We start from the raw sequence: 13,641 nt of genomic DNA, 5'->3' as shown, positions 1-13,641 counted from the left end.
GACAGGTTAGGGTCGGTCCGTGGCGCGTAAAGTGCGGATCCCGGCGACCGCGTACCCGGTGGAGCGGTTCACCCTCCCCAACGGCCTGCGGGTGGTCCTGGCGCCCGACCGCAGCGCGCCGGTGGTCGGCGTCGCGGTCGTCTACGACGTCGGGATCCGGTCCGAACCACCGGGGCGTACCGGGTTCGCGCATCTGTTCGAGCATCTGATGTTCCAGGGTTCGGCGAACCTGGAGAAGCTGGCGCACTTCCGCCACGTGCAGGGCTCCGGCGGCACCTTCAACGGCAGCACCCACCTGGACTACACCGACTACTACGAGGTGCTGCCGAGCAACGCGTTGGAGCGGGCGCTGTTCCTGGAGGCCGACCGGATGCGTGGTCCGCAGTTGACCGAGGAGAACCTGCGCAACCAGGTCGACGTGGTCAAGGAGGAGATCCGGGTCAACGTGCTCAACCGGCCGTACGGTGGGTTTCCCTGGCTGCGGCTGCCGCCCGTGCTGTTCGACACCTTCCCCAACGCGCACGACGGCTACGGTTCCTTCGAGGATCTGGACAGCGCCACCGTCGGTGAGGCCGCCGAGTTCTTCACCCGCTACTACGCCAGCGGCAACGCGGTGCTCGCCGTCGCCGGGGACTTCGATGTCACCGCCGCGACCGGGCTGATCGAGCGGCACTTCGGAGACGTGCCGGCCCGGCCGGCGCCGGCCCGGCCCAGCTTTGCCGAGCCGGACCTGACCACCGAGCGGCGTACCGCGTACCCCGATCCGCTGGCTCCGCTGCCGGCGGTGGCCGCCGCCTGGCGGGTGCCGGACCCGGTCGACGACCTGGCCGGCTACCTGCCGTACGTGGTGCTCGCCGAGGTGCTCACCGACGGTGACGCGGCCCGGCTGGTGGAGCGACTGGTGCGTGGCGACCGTACGGTGACCAGCCTCGGCGGCTACTTGTCGTTCGAGGGGGAGCCGTTCGACGTACGGGACCCGTCGGCGTTGGTCCTGCAGGCGCATCTGCCGCCCGGCGGCGACGTCGACAAGGTGCTCGGCGCGGTCGACGAGGAGCTCGACCGGCTGGCCGTCGACGGCTTCGCCCGGGGCGAACTGGCCCGGGTGCAGGCCCGGATGGCCACCCACCTGCTGCGCGACACCGACGCGGTGCTCGGCCGAGGGCTGCGGATGGCGGTGCTGGAGCAGCAGCGGGGCACCCCCGAGCTGCTCAACGAGTTGCCGCGGATGCTCGGCACGGTCACCGAGACACAGGTCCGTGCGGCCGCCGCCACCCTGCGCCCGCACCGGCGCGCCACGATCGAGGTCGTCCCCGGAGGAGCCCAGTGACCGCCGCCCCCACCCGGAGGCCGTTGCCGCCGCTCGGACCGACCCGTCGACCGCCGTTGCCCAAGGTTGCCGAGCGGACGCTGGACAACGGGCTACGGGTGATCGCCATCCGCCGGCCGTCGGTGCCGCTGGTGGAGATCCGGCTCCGGGTGCCGTTCGCGCGGGCCCCGCTGGCCAGGGCGACGGTGCTGTCGCAGACCCTGTTCTCCGGCACCGTCGACCGGTCCGGCGTGGAGCTGGCCGCCGAGTTGCAGGCGGTCGGCGGTGGCCTGTCCGCCGGGGTGGACGCCGACCGGCTGCTGGTCGCCGGCGCCGGGCTGGTCACCGGGCTGCGGCGGATGCTCGAACTGCTCGGCGAGGTGCTGACCGGGGCGACGTACCCGGCTGGCGAGGTGGCGATCGAGCGGGCCCGGCTGGCCGACCGGATCCAGGTGGCGCTGAGCCAGCCGGCGCACCTGGCCCGCGCCGCGCTGTCCCGGCGGATGTTCGGCCGTCACCCGTACGCCGAGTCGGTTCCCGGGGTGGACCAGGTCCGCGCCGTCCGGCCGGCCGGGCTGCGCGCTCTGCACGCCGACCGGGTCCGGCCGACCGGGGCGCACCTGGTGCTGGTCGGCGACGTGTCACCTGCCCGGGCGTTGGACACCGCGGAGCGGGTGCTCGGCGACTGGCCGGCCGGCGGCCGGCAGTTGACGCTGCCGATGGCGCCCGCGCCGCGCCCGGCCCCGCTGCTGCTGGTCGACCGGCCCGGCTCGGTGCAGTCGTCGATGCGGATCGCGTTGCCAGCGGTGGACCGGCGGCACCCGGACCACGCCGCCCTGCAGCTGGCCAACATGGTGTTCGGCGGCTACTTCTCGTCCCGCTGGGTGGAGAACATCCGCGAGGACAAGGGCTACAGCTACGGCCCGTACTCGATGGTTGAACATTCGGTGGCCGGATCGGTGCTGCTGCTCGCCGCCGACGTGGCGACCGAGGTGACCGCGCCCGCGTTGCTGGAGACCCTGCACGAGCTCGGCCGGCTCGCGGTGCTGCCGCCCGACGACGACGAGCTCGAACAGGCCCGGCAGTACGCGGTCGGCAGCCTGCAGCTGGGCATGTCGACGCAGGCCGGGTTGGCCGGGGTGGCCAGCACCTACGCCGGGTTCGGCCTGCCGTTGGATTTTCTCGCCGAGCACACCGCGCGGCTCGCCTCGGCGACCCGTGACGAGGTGGCGGCCGCCGCGACCCGCTATCTGGCACCGGCGCTGGCGATGGGGGTGGTGCTCGGCGACGTCGCGCGGATCGCCGGTCCGGTCGCCGCGTTGACCGAGGTCGAAACGTCCGACGCGTCGGTCACCGGCGTAGTCGGGCCTGGTGCGGCAGCGCCCGATGTCGCCGGGTGACACCTCCGTCGGGCCGACCGCCGGTACGCAGCCGACCGTCGGTACACAACCGTCGCTGGCCCGCGCCGCGATGGACCGGGCAGCGCCGTACCGCCGGGATCCGCAGTGGTTGGCGCGGGCCTGGCCACGTTCGCTGGTGCTGGTGGTGGACGGCGCGGCCGGTGGCCGGGCGCTGGTGCGCGACGGCGCCGACGGGACCACCCTGGTGCTGGTGCGCCCGGACCAGGCACCGGCCGTCGAGGTCACCGACCGCATTTTCATCGGTACGGTCGACGACGGCACCCCGGTCTTCGCGGTCGACGCGGCACTACCGTCGTCCGTACCGCCGTCGTCCGTACTGTCCTCGTCCGTGGCGGTGCCGTCCGTGGCTGACCCGGGCCTGCGGTCGGTGACTGTCCGGGAGGTCGGCCATCTGCTGCCGGACCGCGACGCCGGGCTGTTCACCACCGCTGCGGCGATGGTCAGCTGGCACGCCCGGCACCGCTACTCGGCGTCGTCGGGGCTGCCGACCCGGGCAACCGATGGTGGCTGGTCACGCGTCGACGACACCGGTACGCGGAGCTGGCCACGGACCGATCCGGCGGTGATCGTGCTGTTGACCGACGGCGGTCCCGGCCCGGACGGGAGGTGTCTGCTGGCCAACCACCACGCCCGGCGCGGCGACGGGCCCGACCGGCTCTACTCCTGCCTGGCCGGGTTCGTGGAGCCCGGCGAGTCGGCCGAGTCGGCGGTCGCCCGTGAGGTGGCCGAGGAGGTGGGTCTGACGCTGACTGCGATGCGGTACGTCGGCAGCCAGTCCTGGCCGTTCCCGGGCACCCTGATGCTGGGCTACCTCGGCCGGGTCGACCCGGAGCAGCCGCTGCGGCCGGACCCGGAGGAGATCATCCGGGCGCGCTGGTTCACCCGGGCCGAGGTGGCCGCCGGGCTGGCGGGTGAGCGGCTCGACTCCGGCGACGGGTACCCGGTCCGGTTCGCGCCGCCGGCGTCGATCGCGGCGTTCCTGATCCGCAGCTGGGTGGCGGAGACCGCGCCGGACCCCGGCCGGTGACCGCCGTGCCGGACTCCGCCGTGCCGGACCTCGCCGGGTGGGTGCCGGTCCGTGGGTGCCGGTCCGGTGGGTGCCGGTCAGCGGATGGGCGGGACCGGCACTACCTTCACCCGTTGCCGGCCGGAGCGGACCGGCCCGACGGTGGACAGTGCGCGGGCCAGGTGCATGGCCGCTTCGAGGTTCTCCGCACAGACCGTCTGCCGGCGCGGCTCGGGTGTGGTCCGCTCGTCGCGAATGCGCTGGCCGGTGCGGACCGCGGTGATGAGTTCGTCGTGTGCCACCGCGCGGATCTCCGTGCGGACGATCAGGTATCGCATGAACGACTCCGAGCAACCGGTGACCTGGGTGGTGGGACGGCCGATGGCTCAGGTCGGACAGGCTCCTGCTGGAAATTCCATCGGTTGTCTCCGCAGGAGGAGAACCCGCTGCGGTGGCCGGTCAAACCTGACGAACGGATCGATCCTGATGTCCGTTCGGTCGAGCCGGGTCGGGGTGGCGTCGGCCACCCGGCTCGACCTGCCCTGCGGTGCCGGCGGTCAGATCAGGTCGAACTCGCCGTCCTTGGCGCTGTCGATGAAGTCACGCCAGGTGGTGCGGTCGAACGACAGCACCGGCCCGCTGCGGTCCTTGCTGTCGCGCATCAGCACCGGTGCGCGGTGACCCGCCATCGCCCCGACCTCGACGCAGTTGGTGCTCTGGCTGCGGCTGCTCTTGCGCCAGGCGGGCGGGGTCGGACCGGGGACGTGCACGCTGGACTGATCTGCTGGGTTCATTCCTGCTCCTTGCTGGTCAAACGGACCGGGCGGGCGGACCGTCGGTCAGTCCGGGATCGCCTGGCCGGTCCGGCGCGTGGTCCGCTCGTGCGGTCCACGCTGGATCGGCGGCCCGGCCGGTCGGCCGGGGCCTGCCCCGCCCGCGGCGGGCGGGGACAGCGGGGCAGGGGTGGTGGGGGAGGAGGGGGCGGTGCCGTCTGGTACGGAGTCGAGCTCGGTGGCGCCGGCGGCGACGTGCCGGGCCACGGCGTCGCTGAGCCAGTCGATCGACTCCTGCGGGCTGCGGGCGGCCTCGCAGAGCCAGTCGAAGACCTGGCCGTACCGTTCGAGCACCGGCACGTCGTTGACGATCATGTCGGCGGCGAGCGTCTCGACCGCCACCGCGCTCAGGTCCTCCGGGTCGGCGAAGTGGTAGATCGAGAACGCGGTCTCCGACAGGTACCAGGAGGCCACGGTGGCGTTCGGTGGCAGCACCCGCAGGGTGACGTTGGGCAGCTGCGCCATGGTGAGCAGATGTTTCAGCTGCGCCACCATCACGTCGGGCGGGCCGCAGCGCAGGCTGACCGCCGCCTCCTCCAGCACTGCGGTGTACTTCGGCGCCCCGTTCTCGCGCAGCAGCATCGACTGCCGGGACTGCCTGGCCGCGACCTCGGTGTCCGGGTCGTCGGCGTTGCGCTTCTGGCCGGCGGTCCGGTGGTTGGTCGCCTTCTGCAGGATCGTCCGGCGTCCGGTGGCCCGCTCGTCGACCATCTCCACCAGCGGGCGCGCCGAGAGGATGCGCACCTTCGCGTAGGCGGAGGTCTGCAGCAGGCCCGGGATGATCACCGCGCCGTACTCCTGGATCTCGGTGCAACCAGCCTCCAGCTCGGCGTACGCCCGTTGGAGGCTGGTCATCACCGCGTACGAGCTGAGAAAGGCTCGGGTGTTGCCGGCGTCGCGAGCGATGCCGACCAGATCATCGCGTTCGGAGCCGGTCACGCCGTACAGGTCGAGCAGGTCCATCACGTCGCCGACCCCCGGCCGACTGCGCCCGTTCTCGAGCCGGGAGAGCTTGGACGCGGACGCCCACTTCACTCTTTCGATCACCTGCTCACCGGTCAGTCCGGCGTGTTCCCGCAGCCGCCTCAGCTCGCTGCCGAGGCGGCGACGACGCAGGTTCGGGCTCGGTATGGGCTGCTCGGGCTCCTCGGGCTGCACCGGAAACCACCCCCGATCCGTTTGGTGACCGCCAATGTCGCGGCGATGTGGGTCACGGCCCGAAACAGTATGGCCCGATTGCTGCCTCGGTGGGGTCCTCTGGTGGGCGTGTTAGCCAAATGCGATGTTGTGCACGGCGGCGGACGGACCGTGAGTGCGACTCAGCTCGCCGCGAGGTCGCTGAGCCGCTGCCGAACCTGAACGATACTCGGGTTCGTCAATGCCGAACCGTCCGGGAAACGGACCGTCGGTACCGTCTGATTGCCGCCGTTGACCCCCATCACGTACGCGGCCGCCTCGGCGTCCTGCTCGATGTCAACCACCTCGTAGGGAATCCGCTCCCGGTCGAACTGCGACTTGAGCCGGTGACAGTAGCCGCACCAACTGGTCGAATACATGGTCAACATCTGCAGGTCCTCCGCGGTCGTCGGGCCACGGCGGGCACTCGCCCGCCGGGTCGCCGGCCCCGGGCGGTGCCGGGGCGCAGTAGTTCCGGCCCGGGCGGCACCCGGGCTAGCCGGTGCAACGTCGCGCGAGGCTGCGATGATTCCTACCCGTGGCGGCCGACATCAACTCAGACCCAGGACCAGGCCGAGTGCTGAGCGGGCTGGACCCGGAGCAGCGTACGGCGGTGACCGCTCCGCCGGTGCCGGTCTGCATCCTGGCCGGTGCCGGCACCGGGAAGACCCGGGCGATCACCAGCCGGATCGCCTACCGGGTGCTCTCCGGCGAGATCGCCGCCCGGCACGTACTGGCGGTCACCTTCACCGCGCGGGCCGCTGCCGAGATGCGGGCCCGCCTCGGCGCGCTGCACGTGGGCGGGGTGCAGGCGCGGACGTTCCACGCCGCGGCGCTGCGCCAGGTCCGCTACTTCGCGCCCCGGCTGCTCGGCGGCCGGGAGATGCCGGAGCTGCTGGACAGCAAGGTCCGGCTGGTCATCCTCGCCGCTGGTCGGGTCGGGGTGCGCACCGACCGGGCCGCCGCCCGGGACCTGGCCGGTGAGATCGAGTGGGCGAAGTCGGCGATGGTGGAGCCGTCCGAGTACGCCGTCGCGGCGGCGAAGGCGCTGCGGGAGACTCCGCACGAGCCGGCCAAGGTGGCCGAGGTGTACGCCGGGTACGAGCAGATCAAGCGCGGCAACGGCGTGATCGACTTCGAGGACGTGCTGCGGGCGGCGATCTGGGGCATCGAGGAGCACCCGGACGTCGCCGAGCAGGTCCGGGCCCAGTACCGGCACTTCGTGGTGGACGAGTACCAGGACGTCAACCCGTTGCAGCAACGGCTGCTCGACGCCTGGCTGGGGGAGCGGGACGACCTGACCGTGGTCGGCGACGCGAGCCAGACGATCTACTCGTTCACCGGCGCCACGTCGGCGTACCTGGTCGACTTCGCCCGTCGGCGCCGGGAGGCGGTGGTGGTGCGACTGGTCCGCGACTACCGGTCGACGCCGCAGGTGGTGGGCCTGGCCAACACGGTGATCAGGCAGGCCAAGGGCACCGAGGCCCGGCTGCGGCTGGAGCTGGTCGGCCAGCGCGAGCCCGGCCCGGAGCCGGACGTGCGGATCTTCACCGACGAGCCGGCCGAGGCGGCGGCGGTCGCGGCGCGCTGCGCCGAGCTGATCGCGGCGGGTACGCCGGCCGCCGAGATCGCCGTGCTGTTCCGGACCAACGCCCAGTCCGAGGCGTACGAGAAGGCCCTCGCCGAGGCGGCGGTGCCGTACGTGGTGCAGGGCGCGGAGCGGTTCTTCGAACGCGCCGAGATCCGGCAGGCGATGGTCGCGCTGCGCTCGGCGGTCCGGTCGACGCCCGGGGAGACCCCGTTGGTCGAGGCGGTCACCGCCGGGCTCGCCGCGGTGGGTTGGACCCCGGACCAGCCGCCGCCCGGCGGGGCGGCGCGGGAACGCTGGGAGGCGCTCGCTGCGTTGGTCCAGCTGGCCGAGGAGTTCGGCGCCCAACCGGTGCTGGTGCCGGTGGGGGAGGCGGCGGTCAGCGAACGCCCGGTCCCGCTCGCCGACTTCTGCGCCGAGCTGCAGCGGCGGGCGGCGGCGCAGCACGTGCCGACCGTCGCCGGAGTCACCCTCGCCTCCCTGCACTCGGCCAAGGGCCTGGAGTGGGACGCGGTCTTCCTGGTCGGGCTCGCCGACGGGACACTGCCCACTACGTACGCCCGCACGGCCGAGCAGCTGGAGGAGGAGCGCCGGCTGCTCTACGTCGGGGTGACCCGGGCCCGGCAGTGGCTGTGGCTGTCCTACGGTGCCGCCCGGTCGCCGGGCGGGCGGACCCGCCGGCCCTGCCGGTTCCTGCCGCAGCTGGACCGCTCGGGCGGTGGTGCCGGCGGTGCTCGGCGCGGCGGTCCGGGGGCGGGCCGCTCCGGCGAGCGCCGACGCGGCCAGCCGGTCTCCTGCCGGGTCTGTGGGACCACGTTGCTGGCCGGCGTCGACCGCAAGCTGGGCCGGTGCGCCACCTGTCCGTCGGATCTGGACGAGGATCTGCTGGACCGGCTGCGGGCGTGGCGGTCGCGGGTTTCCGGCGACCAGCGGGTGCCGGCGTACGTGGTGTTCACCGACGCGACCCTGCTGGCGATCGCCGAGCGGCGGCCCGGCAGCGACGCCGAGTTGCTGGCGATCGCCGGGATCGGCCCCCGCAAGCTGGGACTCTACGGTCCGTCGGTGCACGCTCTGGTGGGCGGTGCGGCCGTAGATGATCTTGACTGGCAAAAAAGTTCGGAATCCGACCCGGAAAATGGTTTGCCCCCGGCGTCGCAAGAGGCTTAGCCTCAGGTCACACCTCGCGAGCAGTGGGCGTTCTCGCTGCTCCGTCGGGGTGGAGGGTTTTTCGTGACGAGTCCAGGCAGGAGGTGACGACGGTGCTGAGCTACGAGACTTCCACGCTGTCGACGCTGACCGCTGCCTGCGCTCCGACGGTCGGTGGCTATCTGGCCGCCGTCGCGCCCATCGGTCACTCGGCAGTGGCGCACCAGGACCAGATCCAAATCCAGGTCGAGCAGCACCGCACGGTCACCGGGTGGGCTGGCGTCGATCAGGGCTGGCTCCGGCTCCTGGGTGCGTCCGTAGTCGCCACGACCAATGGCACCAGCAGCTCCGAAGGCAGCGTTCGCACCACCATCCCGGCGGCCAAGAAGCCGTTCATGGATGCTGCCCGCGGTGTTCCCCCTCGAGGAAGGCCGGTCTGACACCAGACCACACCGGCTCACCTCGAGGCCGCGGAACCCGCAACCGGGATCCGCGGCCTTAGTTTTTGCCGCCGCACAGGTACGAGCAAGTCGGAAGCGATCCACGAGATCGAAGCGAAGAAAGAGGTGACCGGGCGATGAGTCTGGCGTTTGCCACTCTCGACCGCAGCGACTACCAGCCGGGGTGCCGGCCGGCCGCAACGGGCCAGCCGGACGTCGTGGCGGAGCTGCCGTGCCGGAAGTTCGACCCTGACCTGTGGTTCTCCGACTCCCCGACGGAGCTGGAGCTGGCCAAGTCGCTCTGCGTGGACTGCCCGCTGCGGGTGGAGTGCCTCGCCGGGGCGATCGAGCGGGCCGAGCCGTGGGGCGTCTGGGGCGGCGAGATCTTCGAGCGGGGGGCGGTCGTGCCGCGTAAGCGGCCCCGCGGCCGGCCACGCAAGGAGGACCTGGCCCGTGACGCCGCCCTGCGGGGCGAAGTCGAGGCACGCATGGCGGCCAACGGCGTCGTCGGTGCCCGCGGCACCGTCCGGCTGGCGGCCTGACATGCATCGGATCACGACGAGCACCGGCCGGGCGCCGGCACAGACCACCCACACCGCAGCACCGACCATCACAGGAGAAACCGTCATGCACTTGCTCTACGAGGCGCTCTCCCGGGCGCGAATGCAACCGCCTCAGGCCGGCACCGCGCGTACTGAGGCACCCCGATCCGCCCGCACCGTCGCCATGCAGGCCCGGCACCTCTGGGCCCGCAGCCTGAGCGGGCGCTGACCGAGCCCGGTCCCCGCTGTACACAGCGGGGACCGGGCACTACCCCACCACCCGTGCGTGCGGGTCAGCCGGTCGGGGCGAAACCCGGCAGCCAGCGCCGCACCACGTCCCGGTACCGGGCCCGGGCCTCCAGTTGGCTGAGCACCCCGATCGAGCCGAGCGTCACCCGGTGGATCAACAGGTAGGCCGGCGGCAGGTTGAGGTGTCGGCTCAGCTGGTAAGCCGGCGACTTCGGGTTGGCCAGCCGGGCCGCCTCGTCGCGCAGCCACTGCCGGGTGAACTGGAACTCCTCGGCCGCCAGCGGCGCCAGCATCGGCAGCAGGAAGTCGAGCACCGCTGGGGCGTCGATCGGGTCGTCCGGTTTGATGAAGCCCTCGTCGCGCAGCCCGGCCACCACCGCGTCGGCGTCCCCGTCGAGCGTCAGCCGGACCAGCCGGCCGATCGGCTCGGGATGCCCGCCGGGCAGTCGGGCCACGGCACCGAAGTCGACCACGCCGAGCCGGCCGTCGTCGAGCAGCCGGAAGTTGCCCGGATGCGGGTCGGCGTGCAGCAGCCCGGCGCGGGCCGGCGCGGAGAAATGCAGCACCGCCATCAGCAGCCCGGCCCGGTCGCGTTGGTCCGCCGTACCGGAAGAAACGATCTTCGAAAGCGGGATGCCGTCGATCCACTCGGTGACCAGCACCCGGGGCGCGGCGGCGAGCACCGCCGGCACCATGATCTGGTCGTCGCCGGCGTACGCGGTGGCGAACGCCCGCTGCGACTCGGCCTCCAGCTCGTAGTCCAGCTCCTCGGCCAGCCGGTTCCGCAGCTCGTTGAGCAGCGGCTTGATGTCCAGCCCAGGCTGGATCGCCCGGAACATGGTGCTCAGCCGGGACAACTGCTTGAAATCAGCGAGCAGGGCGTCGCCGGCCCCCGGATACTGCACCTTGACCGCCACCGGCCGGCCAGCTGCGGAGCCGTCGCGCCACACCGCCCGGTGCACTTGGCCGATGCTGGCCGCGGCGGCCGGCCGGTCGTCGAATTCGACGAACCGTTCCCGCCAGTCGGCGCCGAGCTGCTCGGCCAGCACCTTGTGCACCGACCCGGCGGGCAACGGCGGGGCGGCCTCCTGCAGCTTGGTCAAGGCTTGGCGGTACGGAGCGGCGAGCTCCTCCGGCAGCGCCGCCTCGAACACCGACAGCGCCTGTCCCGCCTTCATCGCACCACCCTTGAGCTGTCCGAGCACGCTGAACAGCTGCTCGGCGGTGCGTTCCTGGATCTCGGTGGAGATCACGTCGGAGGCGAGCCCGGTGACCCGCTTGCCCAGCCCCAGGACGGTGCGGCCGGCGAAGCCGATCGGCAGCGCGGCGAGTTTGGCGGTCCTGGACACGGCCCAGCGAGGGATTTCGGTCACCTGGCCATTGTTACCGACGATCGCGGACCGTGACCCCTGGCTGAGCGTGGCTCATGCCACCGGCCCCCGGAGCGTGGCCCATCCCATCGGCAGGGCTCCGCCCCGGTGTGCAGCGGCGCGGGCGGCGACGGTGGCAGTGGCAGCCCTGGTGGGCAGGCCAGGCCCGGCGTCGCAGCCGGGCCGGGGCGTGCACCTCGAGCGCCGCCCCGATCGTCTCCGGGCTCCCACCGTCGACGAACGCCAGGATCTCGGCCGTCCCGACGCTCACCGCCGCCAGCAGGGTCGCCGAGTCGCAGATCGTCGCCGGGCCGATCGCGCACAGTTGCGACGCCAGCTGCGGCCAGCCCGGATCCCGGTCCTGGCGGTGCAGGTCCAGGCAGTTGAGGCACGGTGTGCCGGTCGTCGGCACGAGCGGGCCGACCACCGGCGTCCGGTCCCGGATGTCGACCAGCAGGTGGGCCTGCCGGTGCCGGGCGTAGCTCGCGGCGAGCAGGTTGGCTGGCCGGTCGGCGCCGAGCAGCACCGTCAGGGTGGCCTGGCCGGGCCGTACCGGGCGGGTCTCGACCCCGGGAACCGCCTGGCTGACGGCGGCGGCGACGGCTTCCCGGGCTTCGCGCGTATCGGCCAGGTCGATGGCGACGTGGCCGATCCCCGCCTCGGCCACCGCGACGGCCAGCGGCCGGGCCAGCCGACCCCGGCCGGTCAGCACGATCCGGGCGGCGGCGCGCCGCCGCAGGATCTGCGCCGGGGTGCCGGGAAGTTCGTCGCGGCGCAGCGCCAGGGCGGTCGCCTCGGCGGTCAACCGGTGCCGGGCGTGCTCCGGCAGGTTCGCTGGCAGCAGGGTGTGCGCGCCGACGATCAGGCCTCGGGCGATCAGCATGTCCAGCAGGTGCCGGGCCTGGTCGGCCGGGACGCCGAGCCGGACGGCGTGGTCCACTACGGCGCGGGTCGACCGGCTGCCGTCGAGGAGGTCGAGCAGCCGGGACAGTGCCGGGTCGGTGAGGTCGAGCAGTACGGCGTGCGCCGGGTCCGAGCCGAGCTGCAGAGTGTCGCGGTCCCGCCAGAGGCGGGCCAGGCCGGGCAACAGAGTCGGCCTGAGCAGGGGATTGGTGGGCATGGACAACAGGCTGTCACCGTAACGGAACGCTCGTTGGCTCGTTATCCACAGCCTGTGCCCCGCACATCCTCGGTTATCCACAGGTTCCGGGGAGTTTTCCACAGCCCGGTCGGTGGGGTGTCGCGGCTCGGACATGACGCAGCGTGTAGTGGCGTACGACCGGCTGTTGGTGGTTGTGGTTTGCGATGGCCGTGCGCGTCGAAGGGGCGGCTCCAGCCGCCCCTTCGACGCAGCGCCGCGAGTCAGACCTTGGCTTTACCCAAGATCCGGTTGACTGTTGTGCCGCAGACCGGGCACTTGCCCTTGGCCATGTTCATGCCGGTCTTCGACACTGCGACGGTGCCTTCGAAGTCGCGCTTCTCCTTGCACTTCACGCAGTAACCGTTGTAGGTCTGGGCCTGGTCGGCCACGGTGCCCCTCCTCGTCTCCTCGCCGGGTGGTTGCAGACCCGGCGTGCACCCGCTCGCGGCCACCACCGGTGGCGCCGCGCGCTGGGATTTCTCCGCGGCCACTGTTGACCGCCGGTCCGCGGACCCTACCCAGGACTGGGCGGTTCCATGTCAACAATTCACCGACACTGTGAGTAAGTCGACGTCGAGAGTGTGCATGCCGCAATAGATCGGATAAGTCAGATTCGCAGTGACACGCCGGGAGAAGATCCGCAGGTGGTCACCGGCCGGGGGGTGGAGGTGAAAACTTCTTCGCGATCGCCTACGGTGATCCTGGGCGGCTCGGGCGCGACGTACGGCGGTCGAGTGGGTAACTTTTTTCGCGACAATCGGCCCCAAAAGGGGTGATTCACCCTGGCTGCGCCGTGTTGCCTCTTGCGTTCCCCTGGTCAGTACGGATTAGCGTGCCATCGTGAGCGAAACCCGGGGCTGCGCGGGCCGCTGATGGCAGGGGCGCGTAAGCCGGTCGTCGAGGTACGGCGCAGCCAGCGCCGACGCCGGACGGTGTCCGCGTACCGGGAGGGCGAACGCGTCGTCATTCTCATCCCGGACCAGTTCTCGCGGGCCGAGGAGACCGAGTGGGTGGACCGGATGCTCGCCCGGCTGGCGGCCCGGGAGGAACGCCTCCGTCGATCGGACAGCGAGCTGGTCGGCCGGGCCCGCCGGCTGGTCGACCGGTACCTGCCGGATCATGCCCGAGTGGTGGCCCCGACGAGCGTCCGGTGGGTGACCAACCAGAACAGCCGCTGGGGGTCGTGCACCCCGGCGGACCGGACTATCCGGATATCCCACCGGATCCAGGAGATGCCGGACTGGGTCATCGACTACGTCCTGCTGCACGAGTTGGCGCACCTGGTCGTGCCGAGCCACAACGCCCGGTTCTGGGAGCTCGTCGGCCGCTACCCCAAGGCGGAACGTGCCCGTGGCTACCTGGAAGGGGTGGCGGCGGCCAGCGGCTTCGTCCTGGCCGACTGACCGACCTGCCGGGTGCACCG

15 protein-coding genes are annotated in these 13,641 nt (G+C 72.2%); 8 read left to right on the top strand and 7 right to left on the bottom strand.

Features of this window, described 5'->3' with window-relative positions; translation table 11 throughout:
* Positions 1–19 precede the first annotated feature (19 nt).
* From O7543_RS14175 to nudC, 3 genes are all read left to right on the top strand, one after another.
* Entirely contained in the window at positions 20–1,327 is a 1,308-nt protein-coding gene (locus O7543_RS14175; RefSeq protein ID WP_281553389.1) for a pitrilysin family protein, read from the top strand.
* A complete protein-coding gene (locus O7543_RS14170) occupies positions 1,324–2,706 on the top strand; it encodes a pitrilysin family protein (RefSeq protein ID WP_281553390.1) in 1,383 nt (460 codons plus the stop codon). The genes O7543_RS14175 and O7543_RS14170 overlap by 4 nt, the downstream gene beginning before the upstream one ends.
* A gap of 70 nt (positions 2,707–2,776) precedes the next feature.
* Positions 2,777–3,754 (top strand): NAD(+) diphosphatase, encoded by a 978-nt coding sequence (gene nudC, locus O7543_RS14165; RefSeq protein ID WP_281555445.1) that lies wholly within the window; start codon positions 2,777–2,779, stop codon positions 3,752–3,754.
* A gap of 77 nt (positions 3,755–3,831) precedes the next feature.
* Here nudC and O7543_RS14160 read toward each other — a convergent pair whose 3' ends face one another.
* From O7543_RS14160 to O7543_RS14145, 4 genes are all read right to left on the bottom strand, one after another.
* Positions 3,832–4,071 (bottom strand): hypothetical protein, encoded by a 240-nt coding sequence (locus O7543_RS14160; RefSeq protein ID WP_281553391.1) that lies wholly within the window; start codon positions 4,069–4,071, stop codon positions 3,832–3,834.
* Positions 4,072–4,290: 219 nt separating this feature from the next.
* Entirely contained in the window at positions 4,291–4,527 is a 237-nt protein-coding gene (locus tag O7543_RS14155) for a DUF397 domain-containing protein (RefSeq protein WP_281553392.1), read from the bottom strand.
* Between the two features lie 45 nt (positions 4,528–4,572).
* Entirely contained in the window at positions 4,573–5,724 is a 1,152-nt protein-coding gene (locus O7543_RS14150; protein ID WP_281553393.1) for a helix-turn-helix transcriptional regulator, read from the bottom strand.
* 161 nt (positions 5,725–5,885) lie between these two features.
* Positions 5,886–6,131 (bottom strand): mycoredoxin, encoded by a 246-nt coding sequence (locus tag O7543_RS14145; RefSeq protein WP_281553394.1) that lies wholly within the window; start codon positions 6,129–6,131, stop codon positions 5,886–5,888.
* 161 nt (positions 6,132–6,292) lie between these two features.
* Between O7543_RS14145 and O7543_RS14140 the strand changes: the two genes are divergently transcribed.
* From O7543_RS14140 to O7543_RS14125, 4 genes are all read left to right on the top strand, one after another.
* Positions 6,293–8,497: an ATP-dependent DNA helicase UvrD2 gene (locus tag O7543_RS14140; RefSeq protein WP_281555446.1), complete on the top strand. Its 2,205-nt coding sequence runs from the start codon at positions 6,293–6,295 to the stop codon at positions 8,495–8,497.
* Positions 8,498–8,589: 92 nt separating this feature from the next.
* Positions 8,590–8,916, top strand: a complete 327-nt coding sequence (locus O7543_RS14135) for a hypothetical protein (RefSeq protein ID WP_281553395.1) — start codon at positions 8,590–8,592, stop codon at positions 8,914–8,916.
* 137 nt (positions 8,917–9,053) lie between these two features.
* Positions 9,054–9,458 carry a WhiB family transcriptional regulator gene (locus O7543_RS14130; protein WP_281553396.1) on the top strand — a complete coding sequence of 135 codons (405 nt, stop codon included), beginning with the start codon at positions 9,054–9,056 and terminating at the stop codon, positions 9,456–9,458.
* An 85-nt stretch (positions 9,459–9,543) separates the two neighbouring features.
* The gene (locus tag O7543_RS14125) at positions 9,544–9,687 is read left to right on the top strand and encodes a hypothetical protein (protein WP_199757942.1); all 144 of its coding nucleotides are present in this window, start codon (positions 9,544–9,546) and stop codon (positions 9,685–9,687) included.
* A gap of 64 nt (positions 9,688–9,751) precedes the next feature.
* Here the strand turns inward: O7543_RS14125 and O7543_RS14120 are convergent, their stop codons facing one another.
* The 3 genes from O7543_RS14120 to O7543_RS14110 form a co-directional block, all read right to left on the bottom strand.
* Complete coding sequence (locus O7543_RS14120) at positions 9,752–11,080, bottom strand: AarF/ABC1/UbiB kinase family protein (RefSeq protein ID WP_281553397.1); 1,329 nt, start codon at positions 11,078–11,080, stop codon at positions 9,752–9,754.
* A gap of 10 nt (positions 11,081–11,090) precedes the next feature.
* A complete protein-coding gene (locus O7543_RS14115; RefSeq protein WP_281553398.1) occupies positions 11,091–12,197 on the bottom strand; it encodes a hypothetical protein in 1,107 nt (368 codons plus the stop codon).
* Between the two features lie 242 nt (positions 12,198–12,439).
* Positions 12,440–12,607 (bottom strand): DUF5679 domain-containing protein, encoded by a 168-nt coding sequence (locus O7543_RS14110; protein ID WP_281553399.1) that lies wholly within the window; start codon positions 12,605–12,607, stop codon positions 12,440–12,442.
* A 483-nt stretch (positions 12,608–13,090) separates the two neighbouring features.
* Here O7543_RS14110 and O7543_RS14105 point away from each other — a divergent pair, with 483 nt between their 5' ends.
* Positions 13,091–13,621 (top strand): M48 family metallopeptidase, encoded by a 531-nt coding sequence (locus O7543_RS14105; RefSeq protein WP_281553400.1) that lies wholly within the window; start codon positions 13,091–13,093, stop codon positions 13,619–13,621.
* Positions 13,622–13,641 lie beyond the last annotated feature (20 nt).

The organism is Solwaraspora sp. WMMA2080 (assembly GCF_027497395.1).
Taxonomy (GTDB): Bacteria; Actinomycetota; Actinomycetes; order Mycobacteriales; family Micromonosporaceae; genus Micromonospora_E.
The sequence above is the reverse complement of the archived record's forward strand: the minus strand, read 5'-3'. Positions and strand labels throughout refer to the sequence as shown.